This is a genomic window from Nonomuraea sp. NPDC002799 (assembly GCF_053592075.1).
The window spans coordinates 1-23,380 of record NZ_JBSFVA010000067.1; the positions used below are offsets into that span (position 1 = coordinate 1).

The window sequence follows — 23,380 nt, forward strand, 5'->3', positions numbered from 1 at the left end:
TTCGCCGTGGCGCCGGGGGCGCCACCCGCGGTCGTGCCTCCAGGGGCGTCGGCCGCCGCCGGGTGGCCGGTGCCGACCGTCGCGGCCAGCACCGCGCGTACGGCGTCACGGATGTGGTTGTTCGTCGGCCGGGTGGCGACCAGTCGCGCGCCCACGGCCCGCAGCCGTCCCGCGGCCGTCTCCGGCGGCTCGTGGCGGGCCTCGCGGGCGCCGAGCACCATCCCGGCCGTGGCCGCGAACAGCGGGCCCGAGCTCTGCGTCACCATCCGCTCGATCGCCACCGCCACGTCCTCGCTGGTGGCACAGCGCACCCACCGGATCTCCAGCGGGTAGACGCGGCGGTCGAGGATCTCCACCGCGTCCTCGGTCAGCCGTACGGAGTCGGCCAGCACCGGTCCGTTCATGATCTGTCCCTTCGACGCGCCCCGGCCGCGATGACCAGGGCGAACAGCGTGATCAGGTACGGCGCCGCGTCGGCGGCCTGCTGCGGCAGCCCGAGCCCCTGCAACCGGAAGCCGAGCGCCTCGGCCGCCCCGAACAGCAGGCAGGCCCCGAGCATCAGCGACGGCCGGGCGCCCGCGAGCATGACCGCCACCACGGCCACCCACCCGCGCCCGGCGCTCATGCCCTCGCTGAACAGCGTCACGTTGCCGAGCGCGAGCTGCGCGCCACCGAGCCCGCACAGCGCTCCGGCGCCGAGCAGCGCGCCGTGCCGGTACACCGGCACCCGCAACCCGATCGACTCGGCCGCCTCCTGGTGCTGCCCGATGCCGCGCAACCGCAGCCCGGACCTGGTCCGGCCGAGCCACCAGGCGGCCACCCCGACCAGCAGGAACGCGAGCGGCACCAGCGGCGACTGAGGCCCGAGCACCGGCACGTCCAGGCCGAGCCCGGCCAGCGTGGGCAGCCCGGCCAGGTCGGGTGAGCTGAACGTGCCGCCGCTGCCGAACACCTCACGCATGAGGAACGCCGTCAGCCCGAGGGCGAGCAGGTTCAGCCCGACCGCCACCACGACCGGGTCGGCACGGAACGTCACGGCCGGCACCGACAGCAGGGCCGCGTAGAGCGCGGTGGCGACCACGCCGCCCGCCACCCCCAGCCACGCGCTTCCGGTGAGGTGGCTGAACAGCACGGCGGTGAACGCGCCCCACAGGAGCTGGCCTTCCAGCGCCATGTTGAAGACCCCGGCCGCGGAGCTGAGCAGCCCGCCCAGCGCGGCGAGCACCACGGGCGCTGCGGCGGTGAGCACCGCCGCGATGAACACGTTCACGATCGCCTCCCCGCCAGGCGGCCCCGCACGACGACCGCCACCGCGACGATCACGATGATCAGTCCTTGCACGATCTGCGTGAGCTGGCTCGGCACGCCCGCCTCCCGTTCCATGCCTTGGCCGCCCGCCTGCAGGATCGTCAGCAGTGCGACCGAGGCAGGGACCGCCGGCGGGCGTCCGGTGGCGAGCAGGACGGCGGCGATCGCGGTGAAGGTGTAGCCGGGCGCGGTCAGCGCGCCGTCCACGAACCGGTACGGGGGACCGAGCACGATCAGCCCGCCCACCAGGCCGCCGAGAGCCCCTCCCGCGGCCAGGGTGACGGCGGCCAGCCGGTTCACCCGGACACCGCCGTACCTGGCGAACTCGCGGCCGGCGCCCATCGCGCGGATCTCGTACCCGGGAACCGTCCGGGCGTCGGCGTGCAACCAGAGCGCGGTCAGCACGGCGATCAGAGGGAGGGCGATCGTGACGTAGGTGCCGGCGCCGAGCGCGGGCAGGCGCGCGGCCTCCGGCAGGAGCGGCGTCTGCGCCAGCCCCGTGCCGTGCTCGGCGAGCGGGAACCGCGCCAGGTAGGACGCCAGCGAGACGGCCGGCGCGCTGAGCAGCAGCGTGCTGACGATCGCCGGGACACCGAACCTGGTCCGCAGCGGCGCCGACAACGCCGCCGGCAGCGCGCCGGCCACGGCCGCGCCCGCCAGCGGCACCACGAACGAGCCGCCCGCGTGCAGGGCGAGCGCCGCCGCCGCGATGCCGCCCAGCGCGAGCTGGCCGTCGCCGCCCAGGTTGAACTCCCCGGCTCGCAGCGGGATCGCGAAGGCCATGGCCATGCCGAGCGTGGGGACGAAGGCGGCGAGCGTGTACTCCAGGTTGCCGTCCATGAGCGCGCCGCGTATCAGGGCCGGATAGGCGAGGGCCGGGTCGACGCCCGTGGCGAGCATGACCGCCGTGGTCAGCACCAGCGCCCCGGCCACGGACACCACCGCGGGGGAGAGCGCGACCACCCGCACCCACCGGCCGGGCGTGTGCCCGGGGTCGCTCATGCGAGGGCTCCCGTCATGGCGGCGCCCAGGCGTTCGTCGGTGGCCTCGGCCACCGGAAGCTCGGCGACCAGGCAGCCCTCGAACAGCACCAGCACCCGGTCGGCCAGCGCCCGCAGCTCCGACAACTCGCTCGACTGCAGCAGCACCGCCCGCCCGTCGCCCGCCGCCGCCACGATCAGCTCGTGGATACGCTCCTGCGCGCCCACGTCTACGCCCTGGGTCGGCTCCTCCACCACGAGCACCGGCACATCTCTGGACAGTTCGCGCGCCAGCATCGCCTTCTGCGCGTTCCCGCCCGAAAGCTGCGCGATCGGCGCCCGTACGGAGGCGGCCCGGATGCCGAACCGCTCGACCAGGCCCGTGGCCCGCTCGCGTACGCGCCGGACGTCCAGCAGGTAGCCGCGCTGCCCGCCCATGAGCAGGTTGTCGGCCAGCGAGAGCTCTCCCGCCGTGCCCCGGCCCGCCCGGTCCTCGGGCACGTAGGCGATCCGCCGCTCACGACCGCCGCCGATCGGCCGGCCCGCCAGCAGCACCTGCCCGGCGTCGGCCGGGCGGAGCCCGGTCACGGCGTCGACCAGCTCCCGCTGCCCGCTGCCCGCCACCCCGGCGATTCCCACGATCTCGCCGGGCCGCACGCCGAACGACACCCCGGACAGCCGCGCCACGCCATCGCGGTCGCGCACGCTCAGGTCGCGCACCTCCAGCACATCAACACCGCACCCCTCGACCCCGCGCTTGTGCTCGGTCTCGGACGGGGCCTCGGCGCCGGCCTCGAATGTGCTCGGGACCTCGCCGCCGACCTCGGACGGGGGTTCGGAGTGCCGGGCGAGGGAGCGGCCGATCATCGCCACCACGATCTCGTCCGCCGACGTCCCGGCCGTCACGAACCGTCCCGTCACCCGGCCCCGCCGCAACACCGTGATCCGATCGCTGGCCGCCAGCACCTCATTCAGCTTGTGCGTCACCAGCAACACCGACACCCCGGTCAGAGCCAGCTCGCGCAGCACGACGAACAGCCGCCCGGCCTCGCCGGGGGTCAGCACGGCGGTCGGCTCGTCCAGGATCAGCACCTGGGCCCGCCGGTACAGCGCCTTCAGGATCTCCACCCGCTGCCGCACCCCGACCGGGAGGTCGGCCACGCGCGCTCCCGGGTCCACCTCCAGCCCGTGCCGGGCCGCCAGCTCGCCCACCGAACGGCGGGCGGCGGCGCGGTCGAGCACCCCGCGCCGGACCGGCTCCGCGCCGATCACCACGTTCTCGGCCACGGTCAGGCCGGGGAACAGCCGGAACCGCTGGTGGACCATGCCCAGCCCGCGCGCGATGGCGTCGGCGGGGGAGCGCAGCCGCACCGGCGCGCCGTCCAGGAGCACCTGGCCGGCGTCGGGACGGTGCAGGCCGTACAGGATGGACATCAGCGTCGACTTGCCCGCGCCGTTCTCCCCGACGACGGCGTGCACCTCGCCCCGCTCCACGCTCAGGTCGACGCCGTCGTTGGCGAGCACGGGACCGAAGCGCTTGGTGATGCCGGCCAGTTCTACCGCCGGCACGCCTATCCCGCCAGCGGGTCGGCGACCGTGAGCTGACCGGCCACGATGTCGTCGCGCACCTGCTTGACCTTGGTCACGGCCTCGGGACTGGCGGCGATGGTGCACTTGGTGGCGGCCAGGTCGCCGGCGAGCGCGGTCACGCCCACGCCGCCCTCCTTGAGCCCGTACACCTTCACCCCGCCCGCGCGGCCGGCGGCGATGTCCTTGATCGCGGCGAGCTCGGCCACGTCGACGTGCTTGAGCACGTTGTCGATGATCGCGCCGGGACTCTGCGCGCACTGGTCGACGTCCACGCCGAACGACTTGGCCCCCGCCGCGGCGACGGCCTCGAAGACGCCCTGGTTGCCGGCCGACGCCGCGGCGGCCACGATGTCGGCGCCCTGGCCGGTCAGCGACTGCGCCTGCGACTTGGCCCGCGCCGGGTCGCTGAACGGGTTGTTGCCGCCGACGTAGAGCGGGGTGCCGGTGGCGCCGGGGTTCACCGACTTGGCGCCGGCGAAGAACGGGTCGATCCAGCGGTGCACGAACGGGGAGTCGAGTGCGGCCACCACGCCCAGTTTGCCGCTCTTGGACAGCAGCCCCGCCTCGACGCCGGCCAGGTAGGCCGCCTCGTGCTCCTTGAAGGACACGCACGTGAGGTTGGGCGCCTGGTCCTTGGCGCATGAGTCCACTTGCAGGAACTGCTGCTTCGGCTGCTGCTTCGGCACGGTGGCGAACAGGTCGTCGAAGGAGAAGCTGACGCCGACGATCACCGTCGGCTTGGCGCGGACGGCCGCGTCGAGGTTCTGGGCGATGCTCGTCGGGTCCTTGCTCTCGTAGAGCTTGAAGGTGGCGCCGATCTCCTTCGCCGCGGCTTCTGCCCCCTTGACGCTGAGCTGGAGGAAGCTGTTCGTCCCCACCGGGTTGGGGGTGATCAGGATGACGGACTCGCCGGCGGAGGAAGAGGAGGTGGAGGCGGGCTGGTCGGTCCCGCACGCCGCGAGTACGAACGCCGCAGCGGTCAGTATGGCCAGCTTGGAGGTGGTGCGCATGCCGGAGAGCATATTCCCTAATTTCCTACCAGAACAACCAGAATGACCGTGTAGACGCCATTGACAGACAAACCCAGTTTTCCTACTGTTTGGATAGGTATTGCTCCCGTCTAGGCGAGGTGCCCATGACCGCCTCCACTGATCTGCCCCACTACGCCAGCCCCGTCGACCTGGTGGCCCACGGCCCCTACGGTCCCGGCAGGCTGCACACCACCTCGGGCTGGAACCGCCCGATCTACCCCTTCCAGGGCCGTGTCACCGCCGACGGGTCCAGCGGCCATCGCGCCGAGCCCGGCCGCTACCACCTCTACGTCGCCTGGGTCTGCCCGTGGGCCCAGCGCACCGCGATCGTCCGCACGCTCGCGGGCCTGACGGACGTCGTGTCGTTGTCGTACGTGGACGACGAGCGCGACGCCCGTGGCTGGGCCTTCCGCGAGCGCCGCGGCGCCGACCCGGTGAACGACTTCGCCTTCCTGGAGCAGGCCTACGACGCCACCGAGCCGGGCTATCCCGGCCATCTGTCGGTGCCCGTCCTGTGGGACAGGGAGACAGGAAAGATCGTCAGCAACAACTTCCCCGACATCACGATCGACCTGGGCACCGCGTTCGCCGCATGGGCGGACCCCTCGGTCGACCTCTATCCGCAGAGCCTGCGCCGGCGGATCGACGAGCTGAACGAGGAGATCTACCAACGCGTCAACAACGGCCCCTACAAGGTCGCGGGCGCCACGAACCAGGACGACTACGAGGAGCACCGCCACTCCCTCATCGCCACGCTCGAACGGCTGGAGGAGCGGCTGGCCGGGCGCAGATTCCTGTTCGGCGACCGGATCACCGAGTCGGACGTGCGGCTGTGGCCGACGCTGGCCCGCTTCGACCTGGGCTACAACCCGCTGGCGAAGATCAGCGAGCGGGCGCTGACCGACTTCCCCAACCTCTGGGCGTACGCGCGCGACCTCTATCAGCGGCCCGCCTTCCGCGAGACGACCGACTTCGCCACCTTCCGCCACCTCTCCGAGGGCCCCGCGCCGTCGTTCCTCAACGACGGGCCCCGGCGGATCGCCGTCGAGCCGGCACCGGCCGACTGGGACGCCCCGCACGACAGGGACCGATGACCGCCCGTGTCCCATCGCGAGGGCCGGTGAACGCGGCCGCCGTCACCCTGCGGGGTGCCGGTCACACGTTCGGCAACGGCCACACGGTCCTGCGTGACATCGACCTGGACGTCGCCCCCGGCGAGATCGTGGCCATCCTGGGTCCGTCCGGCTGCGGGAAGTCCACCCTGCTCAGGCTGGTCGCCGGGCTCGAACGGCCGGCCATGGGGGAGATCCTCGTCGACGGCCGGCCCGTCCGCGGCATCGACGAACGCTGCGCCGTGGTCTTCCAGGAGCCCAGGCTGCTGCCCTGGCGTGACCTGGCCGGGAACGTGGCGCTCGGCCTGCCCAAGGGCACCGGCCGGGCGAGCGGCCGGCAGGTCGTCGGCCACTGGCTGGACGTCGTCGGCCTCGAAGGCTTCCACCGGCACCGGCCCCGCCAGGTCTCCGGCGGGATGGCCCAGCGGACGGCCCTGGCCAGGGCGCTCGCGCGGGCCCCCGGCGTGCTGCTGCTGGACGAGCCGTTCGCCGCCCTGGACGCCCTCACCCGGCTGCGCATGCAGGACCTGCTGGCCGACGTTCAGCGCGGCGCGGGCACCACCGTCCTGCTCGTCACCCACGACGTCGACGAGGCACTCCACCTGGCCGACCGCGTGATCCTCCTCGGCGCTGACCGTGATCGCACGGCCGGCGCCGAGGCGTCGCGTGCGGGTGCGACCGTCGTGACCGAGCTCGACGTCCCCTATCTCCGGCCGCGCGACCGCGGCCGCGCCGAGCTCGCCGAGCTCCGCGCCGGCCTGCTCGACCGCCTCGGCGTCCCCCGTCCCAGCCCCGCCAAGGAGCACACCCCATGATCCACCGCCGTTCCCTCCTGACCGCCGCCCTGATCGCCGTGCTGGCCACGGGCGGCGTCACCGGCTGCGTCGCCGGTGAGAGCAGCGGCGGCGGCACCGGCGCGCCCGCCGCCTCCGCCGCCGCCGGTCAGTTGCGGCTCGACTACGCCTACTACAACCCGCTCAGCCTGGTGATCCGCGACCAGCACTGGCTGGAGGACGAACTGAAGGGCACCAAGGTCACCTGGGTGTTGTCGGCGGGCAGCAACAAGGCCAACGAGAACCTGCGCGGCGAGAGCATCGACGTCGGCTCCACCGCCGGCGCCGCCGCTCTGCAGGCCCGCGCCAACGGCACCCCCATCAAGACCATCGCCGTCTACACGCAGCCGGAATGGGCGGCGCTCGTCGTGGCCAAGGACTCGCCGGTCTCGAAGGTGGCGCAGCTCAAGGGCAAGAAGGTGGCCGCCACGAAGGGCACGGATCCGTACTTCTTCCTGCTTCAGGCCCTGGGCGCGGCCGGGTTGTCGAGCACCGACGTCGAGGTCGTCAACCTGCAGCACGCCGACGGCAAGACCGCGCTGGAGCGCGGCGACGTGGACGCCTGGGCCGGTCTCGACCCGCTCATGGCGCAGGCCCAGGCCGGCTCCGGCGCCAAGCTGGTCTACCGCAACCCCGCCTTCAACTCCTACGGCTTCCTCAACGCCCGCGAAGGCTTCCTCACCGAGCACCCCGACCTCGCCCAGGCGGTGGTCGACGCCTACGAGAAGGCCCGCGCCTGGATCGCCGCCCACCCGGACGAGACGGTGAGCCTGCTGGCGGCCGAGGCCAAGCTGGCCCCCGAGGTGGCCACGCTGGTGCTGAAGGAGCGCACCAAGGTTGACGTGAGCCCGGTCCCCGGGCCGGAGCAGCGGGCGGTTCTCGAACGCATCCTGCCGACCCTCGTCGAGGAGAGCCAGGTGCGCTCGGAGGCCGAGGCCAGGACCGCGCTCGACTCGCTGTTCGAGCCCGCCTACGCCACGAAGGCCCAGACCTCGTGAGAGAAACCACCGCCAAGGGCTCCAGCACCGCCACCGGCCTCAGCGCGGCGAAGGGGCCCAGCACCGCCACCGGCTCCAGTACGGCGAAGAGGTCCCGCGCGGCGAAGGGGTCCCGCGCGACCCGGCTGGCCGCGGGCGCGCTGGTGCCGCTGATCGTGCTCGCGCTCTGGCAGGCCGCCACCCAGGCGGGCGCGTTCACGCCGAGCCAGCTCCCCTCCCCGTCGGCGGTCCTCGCGGCGGTGGCCGAGCTGGTCCGGCGGGGCGAGTTGTGGCACCACATCGCGATCAGCGGGCAGCGGGTGCTCCTCGGCTTCGCCGCCGGCGCCTCGGCCGGGCTGGTGCTCGGCGCGGCCGTGGGACTGTCCGCGCCGGTCAGGGCGCTGCTGGCGCCGAGCGTCGCGGCCCTGCGCGCGGTGCCGTCCCTCGCCTGGGTGCCGCTGCTGGTGCTCTGGCTCGGCATCGCGGAGGGGCCGAAGATCGTCCTGGTGGCGATCGGCGCGTTCTTCCCCGTCTACACCACCGTCTCGGCCGCGCTCGCGCACGTGGACCCGCACCTGGTCGAGGCCGGGCGCGCCTACGGGCTGCGCGGGATCGGGCTGCTCACCGGCATCCAGCTCCCGTACGCGGCGCCCGCCGTGCTCGCGGGGTTGCGGCTCGGCCTGGCCCAGGGCTGGTTGTTCCTGGTCGCGGCCGAGCTCATCGCCTCCTCCATGGGGCTCGGCTTCCTGCTGATCGACAGCCAGAACACCGGCCGCACCGACATCCTCCTGCTCTCCATCCTGTTGCTGGCCGTCCTCGGCAAGGCCGCCGACGCGGTTCTGGGCCTTCTGGAACGCCGCCTGCCCGCGATGACCGGACCCTGATCAGGTCGGTACGATTGCGCGACCAATCGGCGGGTTCCAAGGAGGTTGCCATGATTCGCGTGCTCATCGTGCGATCAGGAGGCGGCACATGACCCCGCTGCTGCGCCAGGTGCTGAGCCAGGTCGACGGGCCGGACCCGCGGGTCAACGAGGTCGTCTCCGCGCTGGTCGCCCACCTGCACGCCTTCGTCGAGGAGGTGCGCCCGACCGAGCGGGAGTGGCTCGCCGGGCTCGGCTTCCTGATCGAGACCGGGCGGATGTGCACGCCGGACCGCAACGAGTTCATCCTGCTGTCCGATATGCTCGGCCTGACGAGCGCGGTCGACGACGTCAACCACGTCGGCCCGGAGGGCATGACGCCGTCCTCGGTCGAAGGCCCCTTCCACTCCCCGGCGCCCGCGCGCGACAACGGCGCCTGGATCAGCTCCGGCCCCGAGCGCGACCGCGGCGTGCCCACGGTCGTGCACGGCCGGGTCCTCGACTGCGACGGCACCCCGCTGGCCGGCGCGACCGTGGACCTGTGGCAGTCCAACGACACCGGCCTCTACGACACCCAGGACGACACTCAGGAGATCGGCAACCTGCGCGGCCTGTTCACCGCCGACGCCGAGGGCCGCTACTCCTTCCGCACGATCCGGCCCAGCAGCTACCCGGTGCCGACCGACGGCACCGGCGGCAAGCTGCTGCACGCCATCGGCCGCCATCCGATGCGCCCGGCCCACCTGCACTACCGGGTCACCGCCGCCGGCCACCGGCCGCTGACCACGCACGTGTTCCTGGCCGGCGACCCCTACCTCGACTCCGACGCCGCCTACGCGGTCAAGGAAGAGCTCATCTGCCATCCCCGGCCGCGCACCGATGGCTGGGAGATGGACGGCCCGTACGAGGAGATCGAGTTCGATCTCAAGCTCGTCCCGCTCGACTGGAAGGACGGACAGTGAAGCTCGCCGGAGTGCGCCTGCCCGGGCAGGACACCGTCCACGTGGCCCGGTTGGACGGCGACGTGGTCGCGATCGTGACGGACGTGGCCTCGTTCTGGGCCGACGCGCGGGGCTGGACGGCCAAGGCGGCCCAGCTCGCCGGGGAGACCCGGCCCGCCGCGTCGGTGGAGTTCGTGCCGCCGGTGCCGCCGTCGGCGCGGGTGATCTGTGTCGGGCTCAACTACCGGGCGCACGCCGCCGAGGGCTCCCACGCGGTGCCCGATCATCCGACGTTGTTCGGCCGGTGGACGGCCTCGCTGAGCGTCGGCGGGGTGCCCGCGCCGGTCCCGTCCGGGGAGGCGGGGCTCGACTGGGAGGGCGAGCTGGCCGCCTACGTCGCCGAGCCCCTGGCCGACGCCGACCCCGCCACCGCGCGGGCGGCCGTGCTCGGCTACTCCACCTTCAACGACCTGACCGCCCGGCGCGCCCAGAAGCTCACCTCGCAGTGGACGCTCGGCAAGAACGGCGACCGCAGCGGCCCCCTGGGCCCGATCGTCACCGCCGACGAGTCCGGCGACCCGCGCGACGGGCTGCGCGTCCAGACCCGGGTCAACGGCACGACCGTCCAGGACGGCGACACCCGCGACATGATCTTCGAGGTCGGCGACGTGCTCTCCCTGATCAGCCGGACCTTCACCCTCAACCCCGGCGACGTCATCGCCACCGGCACCCCTGACGGGGTCGGCTACGTCCGCACCCCGCCGTGGCTGCTCCAGCCGGGCGACGTCGTCGAGGTCGAGATCGACCGGCTCGGCACCCTGCGCACCCCCATCGTCGCCAGGGCCGAAACTTTCGGTCCCCAATAGCCCCGCGAGTCCGGAGGTGTGCGCCTCGCCATAGGATCACCTGCGCACACCTCTGGAAGGAACGCCGACAGTGAGCCGAAACATTTCGGAGACCTGGGTCGCCACCTGGACCGCGATGCCGCAGCGGGCCGAGCCCGCCGACCTGCCGCCCCGGCCGTACACGCGAGACGGGCTCGCGCTGGCCGACAGCACGTTGCGGCAGACCGTCCGGGTGTCGGCCGGCGGGCGGCGGCTGCGGTTGCGGTTGTCCAACGCGTTCGGCGGCACGCCGCTGCCCATCACCCGCGTCTCGGTGGCGCTTCCTGCGGCGAACGTGGCGGGGGGCAGCGGCATCCGGCCGGAGAGCGCCCGGCCCGTGACGTTCTCCGGCCGGCCCGGCGCGGTCGTCCCGGCCGGGGCGCAGGTCGTGTCCGACCCCCTGGGCTTCCCGCTCGCCCCGCGCTCCGTCCTCGCCGTGACGGTCTACCTCGCCGAAGGCCAGTCCGCCGCCGCCGTCACCGCGCACCCCGGCTCCAGGACCACCTCCCACCTGGTGGCGGGCAACCGGGTGGAGGCGGCCGAACTGCCGGGCGCGACCCCCGTCGACCACTGGTACCTCCTCAGCGGCGTCGAAGTGGAGTCCGGCCCCGCCACGGCCGCGCTCGTCCTGCTGGGCGACTCCCTCACCGACGGCCGGGGCTCCACGACCAACCACGACGACCGCTGGCCCGACCGGCTCGCCGACCGCCTGCACGCCGATCCCCGCACGGCCGGCGTCGCCATCGCGAACCAGGCCACGGGCGGCAACCGCGTGCTCAGCGACGGCCTCGGCCCCGGCGCCCTGGCCCGGCTGGACCGCGACGTGCTGGCGCAGAGCGGGGTCAGGTGGCTGATCGTGTTCGAGGGCGTCAACGACCTCGGCACGGCCGAGGCCACGCAGGAGGCCCAGAAGCGGGTCGCGGACGACCTGATCGCCGCCTACGAGCAGATCATCGTCCGGGCGCACGCGCACGACATCCTGGTCTACGGCGCGACCATCACCCCCTTCGGCGGCAACGACCCCTACGACCAGGGGCACCGGGAGGCGGGGCGGCAGGCGGTCAACGACTGGATCCGCACCGGCGGCGGGTTCGACGCGGTGATCGACTTCGACCGGGCGGTCCGCGACCCCGGCGACCCGGTCCGGCTGCTGCCGGCGTACGACGTGGGTGACCGTCTGCACCTGAACCCGGCGGGGTATCAGGCGCTGGCGGACGCCGTGCCCGCCGGGCTCCTGCGCGGAAAGTGCTAGTACGTTGAGGCGGTAAGCCCTTTCCGTAACGCTTTCATCTGAAAGGTCATCGTGGACTACGAACGTCAGCCGTACCGAAGGTGTGGCCGCAGCGGTCTCCTCCTGCCCGCGGTCTCGCTGGGCCTGTGGCACAACTTCGGCGCGGGCAAGCCCCTCGACGGTCAGCGCGCCATCCTGCACAAGGCCTTCGACCTCGGCATCACCCATTTCGACATCGCCGACCGCTACGGCCCGCCGATCGGCGCCGCCGAGTCCGCGTTCGGCCAGATCTTCCCCCGGTCGCTGCGCGACGAGGTCGTGGTCACCACCAAGGGCAGCAACCCCATGTGGGACGGCCCGTACGGCAAGGGCAACTCGCGCAAGCACCTGCTGGCCACCCTCGACCGCTCGCTGACCCGGCTCGGCCTCGACTACGTCGACATCTTCTACCTGCACCGCGACGACCCGGACACCCCGCTGGCCGAGCAGGTCGCCACGCTCGACCACATGGTCCGCACCGGCCGCGCCCTCTACGCGGGCGTGTCCAACTTCTCTCCCGAGCGCACCGCCGAGGCCGCCGGGCTGCTGCGCGACCTCGGCACCCCGCTCCTGGTGCACCAGCCCTCCTACTCGCTGCTCAACCGGGGCATCGAGGACGCCCTGCTCGGCGTGCTGGAGCGGGAGGGCGTGGGCTGCGTCGTGTACTCGCCGCTGGCCCAGGGCCTGCTCACCGACCGCTATCTGGAGGGCATCCCCGCCGATTCCCGGGCCGCCGAAGGCCGGTTCCTCACCGCCGACCGGGTGACGCCGCAGGTGCTGACCTTCGTCAGGACGCTGGCCGGGCTGGCGCAGGAGCGCGGCCAGACCGTGGCCCAGCTCGCCCTGTCCTGGGCGCTGCGCGACCCCCGGATCACCTCCGTGATCGTGGGCGCCTCCAGCCCCGGGCAACTGGAGGCCAACGTGGCCGCCGTCGACCACCTCGACTTCACCGAGGACGAGCTCGCGACCATCGACCAGGCCGCCAAGGAGTCGGGCATCACGGCGTAGCGCCCCTCAGGCCAGCCGCGCCCGCGCGGCCTCCAGCGTGCCGTCGAGCGTGGCGTGCACGACCTCGCCCGGCCGGGCCAGCCTGGCCTGCCACCGGACGTCCTCGACCCGCCGGTAACCGGGGTGCGCCCCGACGGCCAGCCGGCGGGCCGGGTCGTCCAGCGCCGCGCCCAGCTCCAGCAGCGCGATCGGCTGCACGCTGTCGCCCGGCGGGAACCAGAACAGCGTCAGCACCTGCGGCAGGTGCAGGTGGTGGTGCTCCCAGGCGATCTGGATCGGCGTCTGGGCGGGGTCGTCGATCGGGAAGCGGCGGCGCCGCGGGTTGAGCACGATGACGCCGGCGCCCCGGAGGGCGGACGCGGCCCGCCGCTGCCAGTCCTCGACGCCGGTGATGCCGCCGGCCAGGAAGACGGCGGGCGGGTCGCCGGGCGCCGGCACGTAGTAGTCGGGAGCCTCGTAGTAAGCGCGGACCATGGTCACCCCCTGAGCACATGATCGTATGACAGGCGTGCGCGCAGCGCTCGCGCCTTCGCCGGGCGTCCGACCGAGCTGCGGCACTGCCACGACGCGCAGTTCCGCTCGGCCGCGTTCGCGGGTCCGGCGTCAACACGGCGGGCGAGGTCCGCACGACCCTGCTCATCCAGTTCCGCGACCCCGAGGACCGGCCGGCCGGCGACCTGCACCGGTCCCGGGGCCAGGGGATGATGTTGCGCGGCGTCGATCCCACCGGCGACCGCTGAGGCTCACTTCCAGGTGGCGGTGATCGTCGAGGCCGCGGAGCCCGTCGTGTAAGCCCGGTTGGCGCCGCTCTCCCACGTGACGTTCCCCGAGCCGTCCTTCTTGATGAACTTGTACGCGAAGGAGGTGCCGGCCGGCAGCGTCACCGTCGTGCTCCACACCGGGTACGCCGCCGAGGAGAGCGGGAGCGCCTCGGCCGGGTTCCAGCTCTTCAGCGCGGGGATGGAGCCGGCCAGGTAGACGTTCGTCCCCCAGGTCGTGCCGGCCGTCACGTTGAAGGTCACCGCCACCTGGGCGGGCGCCGTCCCGCCGGCGACGATCGCGACCGCGCCCTTGGCGGGGACGGTCACGGTGGCCTGGCCGCCGGCGTTCACGGGGACCGGGCCGGTGCCCGTGACGCCCGCGTACGTGCCCGCGGGCAGTCCCGTGGCGAACGTGCCCGTGTGCGAGCCGGTGCCGTTGTTGATCGCGGTCCAGCCCTTGGCGCCGCGGCTGAAAGCGATCACGCTGGAGTTCGGTGAGCTCCAGTTGGCGACCGGGGCGCCCTTGACCGCGTTGTGGAAGCCGACCATGCCGGTGACCGCCGGGTCGCGGTGCACGCACTCCCAGCCGCCGCCGCACACGGCGTCCCGCACGAACCCGTTCGTGTGCGGCGGGCCCGCCTCCCTGTCGCTCCAGGTGAAACCGTCGTACACCTGCGGCGTGCCGTAGTCCCAGGCGAGCTGGAAGAGGGTGGCCAGCCGGTAGGTCGCGCCGTCCTTGTAGCTCAGCGCGCTGGAGCCGCGCTCGGTGTCGTGGTTGGCGACGAATGTGACGGACTTGCCGGCCGGCTGCATGCCACCCCAGGTGGCGCCGAAGGTGCGCAGGTCGGAGACGTTGCCGTAGAACTTCTCGCGCAGGTGGCGGCCGTACTGGAACTCCAGCACGTCGCCGATCCCGGTGTACTGGCCCGGCTGCACCGCCTCGCCGCCGCCGTAGATGACCTCCTGGTAGATGTACGGCGAGCCGTTCAGCCTGCCGTAGATGTCGGCGAGGTCGGCCGGGGCGGTGTGCTTGGCCGCGTCCACCCGGAAACCGTCGACGCCCAGGCCGATGAGCTTGTTCAGGTAACCGGCGATGGCGCCGCGGACGTAGTCCTCCTCGGTCTCCAGGTCGGCCAGGCCGACCAGCTCGCAGTTCTGGACGTTGCGGGCGCTGCCGCCGTAGTCGCCGTCGTGGATGAGGCCGTCGGAGTTGCCGCAGTCCTCGGCGAAGTAGTGGAAGTCGGCGGCCGAGTAGAGGCCGGGGTAGGCGTACTTGGCGAACGTCGTGCCGCCGTAGCTGGTGCTGCCCTGGCCGGTCATGTGGTTGATGACGGCGTCGGCGTACACCTTGATCCCGGCGGCGTGACACGCCGCGACCATGGCCCCGAACTGGCTCTCGGTGCCGAACTTGCTGGTCAGGGTGTAGCCGGCGGGCTGGTAGACGTCCCACCAGACCGCTCCGCCCCGGGTGAGGGAGTCCTGCGGCGGCGAGACCTGGACGCCGCCGTAGCCGGCCGGGCCGAGGTGGCCGGTGCACTCCCTGGCCACGGAGCCCCAGTTCCAGCTCCACAGGTTGGCGATGACGTCTCTGTCGCCGGGCGGGGCGGCGGCGGCCGGGGCCGCCGGCGTCGCGCCGATGCCACCCATGATTAACAGGGCGGCAATGACCGCTTTGTAGGGTCTCATCGTGCACTCTCCGGGTGTACGAGGGGTGATCCCCTGGTCGGGCTCGGGTGGGGCGACACCCGGGCCCGACGTGTTCCGGGGGTGTTGCCCGGAAGGTACCCAGGCGCACGAGCTCGTGCAATCCCTTGCAGAAAGTTTTCTGAAAGCCTGCAGGTCCGCTTTTGTAATGCTTCCGTTACCGGGCCCCTCGTATCGCGGGACGTGATCCGCTCTCGTACGGCACAGAGGGAAGAACGGAGACGGTGCCATGACCATCGAGTACATTCCCGAACCACCTGTGCACGGCCGCCCGGAGGAGTTCGGGCCGCCCTGGCAGGGCATCACCCTTCCCCGCGAGGTCCTGGACCGGCACGGAGCCAGGATCCTCGACCCGTGGGCCGTGCCACTGGATCCGGGCGAGCGCCGGCCCGACTCCACGGTCTACCGCGCGGACGTGCTGCTGCTGCCGGGGCAGGCGCTCCGCGAGGACGGCGTGGTGAGCTGGATCAACGAGGCGCTGGCCGCGGTGCACCTGAGGCTCTCCGAGGAGAGCGTCCGGCGCGCCCGCAGCAGGGACTTCGGCAGCCAGACCGTCTGGATGCCCGCGGTCCTGGAGATCATCGCCGAGAACGTCGACGCGGACGCCTGGTACGCCCTGCGCGCCGTGCGCAAGGCCCTGCGCGCGCAGCCCGACGACTGGCCGTTCAAGGCGAGCCTCAGCAGGATCAGCCTGGACCACCTGTTCGTGGGCTCGGCCACCAGCGGCATCGGCTCGCTCGGCCTGGGCGGCGAGCCCGCCACCAGCGGCCACGCCGTCGTGGACGAGCCGGGCGTGCACGGCAGGGCCGGCTACGGCCGGCTTCCCGTGACCGTGGTGGCCGGGCCGCCGCGCCGCACGCCACTCGGCAACCTCGGCGGGCCCAGGATCACCGTGGCCGTCCTGGACACCGGCGTCACGAGCCACCCCTGGTTCAAGCCGGTGACGGACCCGGACGCGTTCCTGACCGTCGACCCCGACGGGCAGCAGCTCATCGAGGACTCCCATCCCGCCTACAACGGCCGCGAGGTCGCCAGGCTCATCGGGTACGAGGACCTCGGTCACGTCCCCAACCCCCTCGTCGGCACGCTCAACTCCCACAGCGGCCACGGCCTCATGCTGGCCGGCCTCATCGCCCAGATCGCCCCCGACGCCCGGGTCCTCAGCTACAAGGTCATGCACAGCGACGGCGTCGTCCCCGCCGAGGCCGTGCACGCGGCGCTCGACCGCCTGCTGGACATCGGCGCGCCGGTGGACGTCCTGTGCTGCTCCTTCGGCGGCTTCGCCGAGACGGGCGACGCGGCCATGGCCGCGCTGTTCGCCAAGGTCAACGAGTTGCGGGCGCGCGGTGTCATCGTGGTCAACGCGGCCGGAAACTACGCCACCACCAGGCCGTTCTACCTGGCCGCCCTGTCGGAGACCGCCGTGCAGGGGCCGGCGCTCGCCCCCATGCTCGGCGTCGCCGCCAAGAACCCCGACGGCACCATCGCCATCTTCAGCAACGAGCACCCCGCCGTCCGGTGGCGCGCCCCCGGCGCGATGGTGATCAGCACCTTCCCGCCCGCGTTCCGGGGGGCCCAGAACGCGGCCCTGTCCACCGGCGACCGTTCCTCGCTGGACGCCGACACCGTGGGCGCGTTCTGCGGCTGGAGCGGGACCTCCTTCGCCACGCCCATCATCGCCGGCTGCGTCGCCGCCGAGCTGACCAAGACCCTCGGCCAAGTGGGCGTCGATCGGGTGGAGCGGGCCAGGAGGGTGATCGACACGATGATCAACGACAAGGTCGTCCGGCCGGAAATCGTGCGGATCTGATGACCGGAGATCCGGCGGTGGAGCGGGCACCGGCCGGCCGTGGCGAGCGCCGCGACCGGCTGGCCGCCCTGCTCGTCGAGGCGCGGCAGGGCAAGAGCGACGCGCTGGACGCGATCGTCGCCGAGCTCACCCCCATGTTGTGGCACACCGCCAGGAACCAGGGCCTGACCTCGCAGGCCGCCGAAGACGTCGTCCAGACCACCTGGCTGATCCTGCTGCGCCACCTGCACGCCATCTCCGCGCCCGGCGCGCTGACCGAGTGGCTCGTCATCACGGCCCGCCGCGAGGCGTGGCGGGTCAGCGCCGCCTCCCGGAAAGACGACCTTCCCGGTGATGACGCGTTCGACGAGCTGCCCGACGGGGTCCGCACCCCCGACGAGCTCCTCGTGGACGACGAGCGGCGCCGCGCACTCTGGCAGGCGGTCGAAAGCCTGCCCAAACGCTGCGCCGAGCTGCTGCGGATCATCGCCTTCGTGCCTCGTCCGCACTACGAGGCCGTGGCCGCCGCGCTGGACATGCCGATGGGCAGCATCGGCCCGACGCGCGGCCGGTGCTTCGCGAAGTTGCGCCTCCTGCTCGCGAAGGACCCGGATTGGAGCCCCTGATGAACAGCCCAGACGGGAACAGCGCTCCCTCCTTCGAGGACGAGCTCCTGCTCGATGACATCGCCGACGTCTACCGCGCCGTCGACCCGGTCCCCGCCACCCTCGTCGAACGCCTGCAGTTCGCCCTGGCCCTCGAATCCCCGGAGTTCGAGATCCTGCGTCCCCAGCCGGACGCGGTGCTGCCGGCGGGCGTGCGAGGCGGCGAGGACAGCCGGACGATCACGTTCGACAGCGAGATCCTGACCATCATGATCAGCGTGAGCGTGCGCGACGACCACGCCGTGCGCGTGGACGGCTGGCTCGCGCCGCCCGGCGACCACCTGGTGGAGCTGCGCGGCTGCACGGGCGCGCACACCGTCAGAGCCGACGACCAGGGCCGGTTCGTCCTCGACCTGGTGCCGCGCGGTCTGTCGCAACTCGTGGTGCGCCAGGGACTGGACGATCCGGCGCGAGCGACGATACTTGCGGTGACGCCCTCACTCATCCTCTGACCACCGCGAGGCGGGATTGCTGGACAGCGGGCCCGCGGAAGCGCTCCGCGCGCAGGTGGAGCGCCTGCACCGGCTCAGTGTCGAGGCGACCGACGACGGTCGCCCGGCGCTGGCCGCCCGCAGACTGCGACGCGCGCTGTCCCTCCTGAGCTGGAACCCCGCCGCGAACGGGCAGCTGGGTGACGCGCGCGGGCAGGTCGCCGCAGGCAGCGCGGACCTTCTGGCGCGGCTGCTGACCAGCCTCGCGCACGCCGAGGCCGAGCAGGGCCGCACCGGGCTCGGCCTGGAGCTGCTGGACGAGGCCCAGCACCGCGCCCCGCCCGCCGAGCTGGCCATCGTGCACGCCCAGCGCGGCCTGATGCTCCTGCGCATGGGCTCGCACATCCAGGCCCTGGCGGAGCTGGACCGCGCCGCGCCCATGCTCGGCGACGGCGACCGCGTCGAACTGGCCAGGGTGCTGCTCAACCGCTCCGTCATCCACCTCATGACCGGCAGGGTCCGCCAGGCCAGGGACGACGCCCGCAGGAGCGCGCAGCTCGCGCAGGCCAGCGGCCACGAGGTGCTCGCGGCCAAGGCGCTGCACAACGACGGCTACTGCGACCTGCTGCTCGGCGACGTGCCCGCGGCGCTGGCCGTCTTCGCCCGGGTGGAGCGGCTCTACCAGGACGTCAGCCCCGGCTTCGTGCCGGTGCTCGCGCTCGACCGGGCCAGGGCGCTGCTGGCCGTCGGCCTGACCGACGAGGCAGGGCGCACGCTGGAGCGGGCCATCGACGGCTTCCGCAAGCAGCGGCTGATGCAGGACTACGCGGAGGCCGAGCTGGCCCGCGCGCAGTGCGCGCTCGACGCCGGCCGGCACGACGAGGCGCGGGCCTGGGCCAGGCGCGCGGAGACCCACTTCAGGCGCCGGGGCAGCACGGCCTGGGCGCTGCGGGCGGTGCTCATGCGGCTGCGCTGCGACTCGGCCCAGACGGCGGCTCCGGGCTCCGTGGCCAGGCGGGCGGGCGAGCTGGCCGCCCGGTTCGCCGAGCTGGACATGCCCGACGACGGGGAGATGGCCGGGCTGATCTCGATCAGGGGGCTGATCGCCGCCGGCCGCCTGGAGGAGGCGGCCGCCGCGCCCATGGCCGCGCGCCGGGCACCCCTCGACGTCCGGCTGATGCGCCACCTGGCCGCCGCCGAGCTGGCCGGCGCGCACGGGGAGCGCGGCCAGGCGCTGCGCAGGGTACGCGCGGGCCTGGCGCTCATCCACGCCCACCGCGGCCGGCTCGGCAGCCTCGACCTGCTGACCGGCGTCGCCGCGCTCGGCGCCGACCTGGCCACGCACGGCCTCGCCGCCGCCCTGGCCGGCGGGACGCCCCGGCACGTGTTCGCCTGGTCCGAGCGCTGCCGCGCCCAGGCCTTCCGCTACCGCCCGCCGCACGCCCCCGAGGACGCCGGGACCGCCGAGGCGCTGGCCGAGCTGCGGCAGCTCGCCGAGCAACTGCACGCCGACGAGGCCGCCGGCCGGCGCCGTCCCGGGCTGCGCCGGCGGTGCCTGGAGCTGGAGCAGGTGATCAGGGAGCGCGGCTGGCAGCTCCCCGGCGCGGCCGGCCCCGCCCTCGCCCCCGCCTCCGCCGACGCCGTCGAGGAGGCGCTCGCGGCCGACGACTACGCGATGGTCAGCCTGCTCAACGTCGACGGCGGGCTGCTGGCGCTGGTGCTCGCGCGCGGGCGGTGCCGCCTGTACGAGCTGAGCGCGTACGAGCCGGTCGCCGAGGCCGCGCGGCGGCTGGCCGGGGACCTCAACGCCCAGGCGGGACGCATCCTGCGGCCCGCGCTGCGCGAGGTGATCGAGGCCTCCATCAGGCGCCAGCTCGGGACCATCTCCGCCGCGGTGATCGCGCCCCTGCGGCAGGCGCTGTCCGGGGTCCGGGGGATCGTGGTCATCCCGACCATGGGCTTGTCGGCGGTGCCCTGGGGGCTGCTGCCCGAGCTGCGCGGCCGGCCGCTGGTGGTGGCCCCGTCCGCGCTGGTCTGGTTGTCGGCCAGGCGGGCGCGGGCGCCGTACGCGGCCGACGGCGACTCCTCGGTCCTGGTGGCGGGCCCCGACCTGGAGCACGCCGAGACGGAGGTCGAGCGGCTCGCCGCCGTCCATCCCAAGGCGCGGCAGCTCAGGGGCGGGCTGGCCACCGTCTCCGCCACGCTGGAGGCCCTCGGCGGCGCGTCGTTCGCCCACTTCGCCACGCACGGGCACCACGAGCGCGAGAACGTGTTCTTCTCCCGCCTGGATCTGGCCGACGGCCCGCTCATGGCCTACGACCTGCAGGCCCTCGGCCGGGCCCCGGGACACGTGGTGTTGTCGGCGTGCGACGTCGGCCAGGCGGTGGTCAGGGCGGGCGACGAGCTGCTGGGGTTCACCGCCGCGCTGCTCTACCTGGGCTCCGCCACCGTCGTCTCCAGCCTCACCCGGGTGCCCGACCACGTCGCCGAGCAGGTCATGATGGCCTACCACCAGGGCGTGGCGGGCGGCGCCGGCCCGGCCGACGCGCTGGCGGCGGCGTCGGCGGGGGAGTCGGCCGCCACGTTCGTCTGCTTCGGCTCGGGCTGAGACGCCTGCGGGCGGCCCTACCCGGGCGGCCTACCCGGGCGGCTCGGGCGGCGGGGAGTCGTCGAGGAGCCGGCGCTGTTCCTCCTCGACCACCTGGCGGGCCAGCGCCTGCTCCGAGACGTCCACGGCGGCGGCCGCCGACTCGGCCAGGTCGCTGCGCCGGGCGTAGGCGTCGAAGAGCCGGGACTTGCGCTGGAGGATGCCGAGCATGCGCTGATCGACGGAGTCCACCGTGAGCAGCCGGTGCACCTGGACCCTGCGTACCTGCCCGAGCCGGTGCGCCCGCCCTGCCGCCTGGGTCTCCATGCTCGGCTTCACCTGCGGCTCGCACAGGATCACGACGGACGCGGCCTGCAGGTTGAGCCCCACGCCCCCGGCCTGCACCTGGCTGATCAGCACCGCGTGCCCCTGGACGGCGGTGAAGTCGTCGACCATCCGCTGCCGCCCCGCCGCGCTGACGTCACCCGACAGGGGCCCGTGCGCGCGCCCGCCCAGCGCCGCGCCGACGGCGGCGAGCACCGACCTGAAGTAGGAGAAGACCACGACCTTGAGCCCGCCCGCCGCGGCGTCCTCGACGAGTTCGAGCAGCCGCTTGAGCTTGGCGGAGGTGACGGGCTCGGCGTAGGCCGCGCGCCGCATGGCCATGAAGTCGCCGGCGGCGACGGCCCGCCGGTAGGCCTCGAAGTCGGCGCCGCTGAAGGCCACCCACTCGTCCGTCTCCACCCGGTCGGGCAGCTCCGCGAGCACGTCCTCCTGGTTGCGCCGCAGATAGACGGGCGCTACCGCCTTGCGGAACGCCCGCGCGCCCGCCACCAGGTCGCTGGTGCGCAGCCCGTCGGCCAGCTCGGGCCGCAGGTAGGAGACCAGCACCCGGAACTCCTCGACCCGGTTCTCCATCGGCGTGCCCGTCAGGAACAACACGCGCGCGGTGCGCCCGCACCAGGAGGCGACGGCCTGGGAGCGCTTGGCCGCCGGGTTCTTGACATAGTGGGCCTCGTCCACGACCAGCAGGCCGACCGGGACGGGAGTCATCCGGTGCAGGCCGTCGAGGGTGACCACGGCGACGCCGCCGTGCCGCATCCACTCCTGCTGGGCGGCGAGCCGGTCGGGGCCGTGCAGCGGGATGGCGCGCAGGGTGCTGCGCGCCTCGATCTCCCGCATCCAGTTGATCAGCACGCTCGTCGGGCAGGCCACCAGGAAGTGGGTCTCTCCGGTGGCCCGCAGGTGCGCCAGGACGGCGATGGCCTCGATCGACTTGCCCAGCCCCATCTCGTCGCCCAGGATCACGCGCTCCTGCGCCAGCGAGAACCGGGCGCCGAACGCCTGGTAGCCGCGCAGGGACACCCGCCGATGCGTGTCGTCCAGCGGCTGCGCCGCGACCTTGGCCGCCAGGTCGCCGGGCAGCAGCCCCTGCCCCGTTTCGGCGGGCTCCCCGGCCAGCTCGGCGAGCAGGCCGAAGTATTCGGGCGCGCGGGACTCGTAGTCGGCCCACGCCTCGAAGCCGCGCGCCGCCGGCCGCAGCAGGTCCGTGGTGACCTGGGTGAGCAGCAGCCGCGTCTCGGTGACGTCGTCGAGCAGCCCGGCGAGCTCCCCGGCCGCCGCGCGCGCCCGCTCCCGGCGCCCGGGCGGGGTGAGGAACAGGCGCAACCGGTGCCGCGCCGGCTTCGCCTCGGCCAGCAGCGGCGCGAGCCGCCGGTCGAGGTCGCGGGCGGCGTCGAGGGCGCGCGGCAGGTCGGGGCCGGCGGCCACCAGGCGGTGCAGGGCGATCACGAGGTCCGTGGCCGGCCGGTCGCGCCGCTCGACGTCGATCCGGATGCTCGCCGCCTCGGCCGCCGCCTGCTCGATCTGCCGGGCTGCCGCGTGGAGCTGCGCGGCCGAGCGCGCGCCGATCCCCGGCAGGGTCTGCAACCGGTACGGCGAGACGTCCAGCACCGCCCGCACCGTCGTGAGCCCGGCCCGCTCCAGCGCGCCGACGCGCAGCCGCCCGCCGGTCACGTCCTTCAGCCGGGAGACGGGCACCGACGCCAGCCCGGCTCTGGCCGCCTCGGCGCGCACGACGGCGACGGCGTCGGCGGCCTGGCGGCGGACGGCGGCGTGCTCGCTCAGCAGGGCGCGGGCGTCGGCGAGCAGGCGATCCGCGGCACGGAATTCCACCGCACCTAGGATGCCCTACCTCGCGGGGAATCGGGGGGTCAGCTCAGGTGGACGCCGATCAGGCAGGTGTCGTCGTCGGTGTCGGAGTCGCAGTGCGTCAGCAGGTCGTCCAGGCGGTGATCGAGGGTGGCGGCCTCGCGCCGCGCGATGCTCAGCAGCCGGTTCTGGGCATGGCGCAGGTTGTGGTCCCGCCGCTCGATCAGCCCGTCGGTGTAGAGCAGCAGGGTGTCCTTGGCCTGCAACTGGAGCTCCCCCTCCTCGTACTGGGCGTCGGTGAACGCGCCGAGCAGCGGCCCCTTGATCATGGGCAGCTCCGATCCGTCCGGCCCGCGCAGCAGGATGGGCGGCAGGTGCCCGGCCCTGGCCCAGCGCAGGACGCGGGTGGGCGGGTCGTACAGGCAGCAGATCGCGGTCGCGGTCATGCGGTCGGCGAGGTGGTGGGCGACCATGTTCAGCCACGACAGGAGCTCGG

At 73.6% G+C, this 23,380-nt stretch carries 21 protein-coding genes; 12 read left to right on the forward strand and 9 right to left on the reverse strand.

The window, feature by feature from the left end; genetic code table 11:
• The 5 genes from ACWD0F_RS49795 to ACWD0F_RS49815 form a co-directional block, all read right to left on the reverse strand.
• Positions 1-404: hypothetical protein (locus ACWD0F_RS49795; RefSeq protein ID WP_449889864.1), on the reverse strand; the 404-nt coding region annotated here is incomplete at its 3' end.
• A complete protein-coding gene (locus ACWD0F_RS49800) occupies positions 401-1,270 on the reverse strand; it encodes an ABC transporter permease (RefSeq protein ID WP_449889866.1) in 870 nt (289 codons plus the stop codon). The genes ACWD0F_RS49795 and ACWD0F_RS49800, both read right to left, overlap by 4 nt.
• The gene (locus ACWD0F_RS49805; RefSeq protein WP_449889867.1) at positions 1,267-2,310 is read right to left on the reverse strand and encodes an ABC transporter permease; all 1,044 of its coding nucleotides are present in this window, start codon (positions 2,308-2,310) and stop codon (positions 1,267-1,269) included. The genes ACWD0F_RS49800 and ACWD0F_RS49805 overlap by 4 nt, the downstream gene beginning before the upstream one ends.
• Positions 2,307-3,857: an ABC transporter ATP-binding protein gene (locus tag ACWD0F_RS49810; protein ID WP_449889869.1), complete on the reverse strand. Its 1,551-nt coding sequence runs from the start codon at positions 3,855-3,857 to the stop codon at positions 2,307-2,309. Before ACWD0F_RS49810 ends, ACWD0F_RS49805 begins: the two co-directional genes overlap by 4 nt.
• A gap of 2 nt (positions 3,858-3,859) precedes the next feature.
• The gene (locus ACWD0F_RS49815) at positions 3,860-4,888 is read right to left on the reverse strand and encodes a BMP family ABC transporter substrate-binding protein (RefSeq protein ID WP_449889871.1); all 1,029 of its coding nucleotides are present in this window, start codon (positions 4,886-4,888) and stop codon (positions 3,860-3,862) included.
• 125 nt (positions 4,889-5,013) lie between these two features.
• Between ACWD0F_RS49815 and ACWD0F_RS49820 the strand changes: the two genes are divergently transcribed.
• The 8 genes from ACWD0F_RS49820 (at position 5,014) to ACWD0F_RS49855 (ending at position 12,796) form a co-directional block, all read left to right on the forward strand.
• Complete coding sequence (locus ACWD0F_RS49820) at positions 5,014-6,003, forward strand: glutathione S-transferase C-terminal domain-containing protein (protein ID WP_449889872.1); 990 nt, start codon at positions 5,014-5,016, stop codon at positions 6,001-6,003.
• Positions 6,000-6,836 carry an ABC transporter ATP-binding protein gene (locus ACWD0F_RS49825; RefSeq protein ID WP_449889873.1) on the forward strand — a complete coding sequence of 279 codons (837 nt, stop codon included), beginning with the start codon at positions 6,000-6,002 and terminating at the stop codon, positions 6,834-6,836. Before ACWD0F_RS49820 ends, ACWD0F_RS49825 begins: the two co-directional genes overlap by 4 nt.
• Complete coding sequence (locus ACWD0F_RS49830; RefSeq protein WP_449889874.1) at positions 6,833-7,852, forward strand: aliphatic sulfonate ABC transporter substrate-binding protein; 1,020 nt, start codon at positions 6,833-6,835, stop codon at positions 7,850-7,852. The genes ACWD0F_RS49825 and ACWD0F_RS49830 overlap by 4 nt, the downstream gene beginning before the upstream one ends.
• The gene (locus ACWD0F_RS49835) at positions 7,849-8,715 is read left to right on the forward strand and encodes an ABC transporter permease (RefSeq protein WP_449889876.1); all 867 of its coding nucleotides are present in this window, start codon (positions 7,849-7,851) and stop codon (positions 8,713-8,715) included. Before ACWD0F_RS49830 ends, ACWD0F_RS49835 begins: the two co-directional genes overlap by 4 nt.
• 88 nt (positions 8,716-8,803) lie before the next feature.
• Positions 8,804-9,655, forward strand: a complete 852-nt coding sequence (locus tag ACWD0F_RS49840) for a dioxygenase family protein (protein ID WP_449889878.1) — start codon at positions 8,804-8,806, stop codon at positions 9,653-9,655.
• A complete protein-coding gene (locus ACWD0F_RS49845; RefSeq protein WP_449889879.1) occupies positions 9,652-10,500 on the forward strand; it encodes a fumarylacetoacetate hydrolase family protein in 849 nt (282 codons plus the stop codon). The genes ACWD0F_RS49840 and ACWD0F_RS49845 overlap by 4 nt, the downstream gene beginning before the upstream one ends.
• Positions 10,501-10,570: 70 nt before the next feature.
• Positions 10,571-11,770 (forward strand): SGNH/GDSL hydrolase family protein, encoded by a 1,200-nt coding sequence (locus tag ACWD0F_RS49850; RefSeq protein ID WP_449889880.1) that lies wholly within the window; start codon positions 10,571-10,573, stop codon positions 11,768-11,770.
• Between the two features lie 51 nt (positions 11,771-11,821).
• Positions 11,822-12,796: an aldo/keto reductase gene (locus ACWD0F_RS49855; RefSeq protein ID WP_449889882.1), complete on the forward strand. Its 975-nt coding sequence runs from the start codon at positions 11,822-11,824 to the stop codon at positions 12,794-12,796.
• Positions 12,797-12,802: 6 nt separating this feature from the next.
• Here ACWD0F_RS49855 and ACWD0F_RS49860 read toward each other — a convergent pair whose 3' ends face one another.
• Entirely contained in the window at positions 12,803-13,270 is a 468-nt protein-coding gene (locus tag ACWD0F_RS49860; RefSeq protein WP_449889884.1) for a nucleoside 2-deoxyribosyltransferase domain-containing protein, read from the reverse strand.
• A gap of 269 nt (positions 13,271-13,539) precedes the next feature.
• Entirely contained in the window at positions 13,540-15,243 is a 1,704-nt protein-coding gene (locus tag ACWD0F_RS49865; RefSeq protein ID WP_449889886.1) for a carbohydrate-binding module family 20 domain-containing protein, read from the reverse strand.
• A gap of 247 nt (positions 15,244-15,490) precedes the next feature.
• Between ACWD0F_RS49865 and ACWD0F_RS49870 the strand changes: the two genes are divergently transcribed.
• Genes ACWD0F_RS49870 through ACWD0F_RS49885 form a run of 4 tightly spaced genes read left to right on the forward strand, consistent with a single transcriptional unit; the run spans position 15,491 to position 20,754 of the window.
• Entirely contained in the window at positions 15,491-17,071 is a 1,581-nt protein-coding gene (locus ACWD0F_RS49870) for a S8 family peptidase (RefSeq protein WP_449889887.1), read from the forward strand.
• The gene (locus tag ACWD0F_RS49875; protein ID WP_449889889.1) at positions 17,071-17,676 is read left to right on the forward strand and encodes an RNA polymerase sigma factor; all 606 of its coding nucleotides are present in this window, start codon (positions 17,071-17,073) and stop codon (positions 17,674-17,676) included. Before ACWD0F_RS49870 ends, ACWD0F_RS49875 begins: the two co-directional genes overlap by 1 nt.
• Positions 17,676-18,167: a hypothetical protein gene (locus ACWD0F_RS49880; RefSeq protein ID WP_449889890.1), complete on the forward strand. Its 492-nt coding sequence runs from the start codon at positions 17,676-17,678 to the stop codon at positions 18,165-18,167. The genes ACWD0F_RS49875 and ACWD0F_RS49880 overlap by 1 nt, the downstream gene beginning before the upstream one ends.
• A 16-nt stretch (positions 18,168-18,183) precedes the next feature.
• Positions 18,184-20,754, forward strand: a complete 2,571-nt coding sequence (locus tag ACWD0F_RS49885) for a CHAT domain-containing protein (protein WP_449889892.1) — start codon at positions 18,184-18,186, stop codon at positions 20,752-20,754.
• Positions 20,755-20,784: 30 nt separating this feature from the next.
• Here ACWD0F_RS49885 and ACWD0F_RS49890 read toward each other — a convergent pair whose 3' ends face one another.
• Both ACWD0F_RS49890 and ACWD0F_RS49895 read right to left on the reverse strand, forming a co-directional pair.
• Positions 20,785-22,908, reverse strand: a complete 2,124-nt coding sequence (locus ACWD0F_RS49890; RefSeq protein WP_449889893.1) for a DEAD/DEAH box helicase — start codon at positions 22,906-22,908, stop codon at positions 20,785-20,787.
• A 38-nt stretch (positions 22,909-22,946) separates the two neighbouring features.
• Positions 22,947-23,380: PP2C family protein-serine/threonine phosphatase (locus ACWD0F_RS49895; protein WP_449889895.1), on the reverse strand; the 434-nt coding region annotated here is incomplete at its 5' end.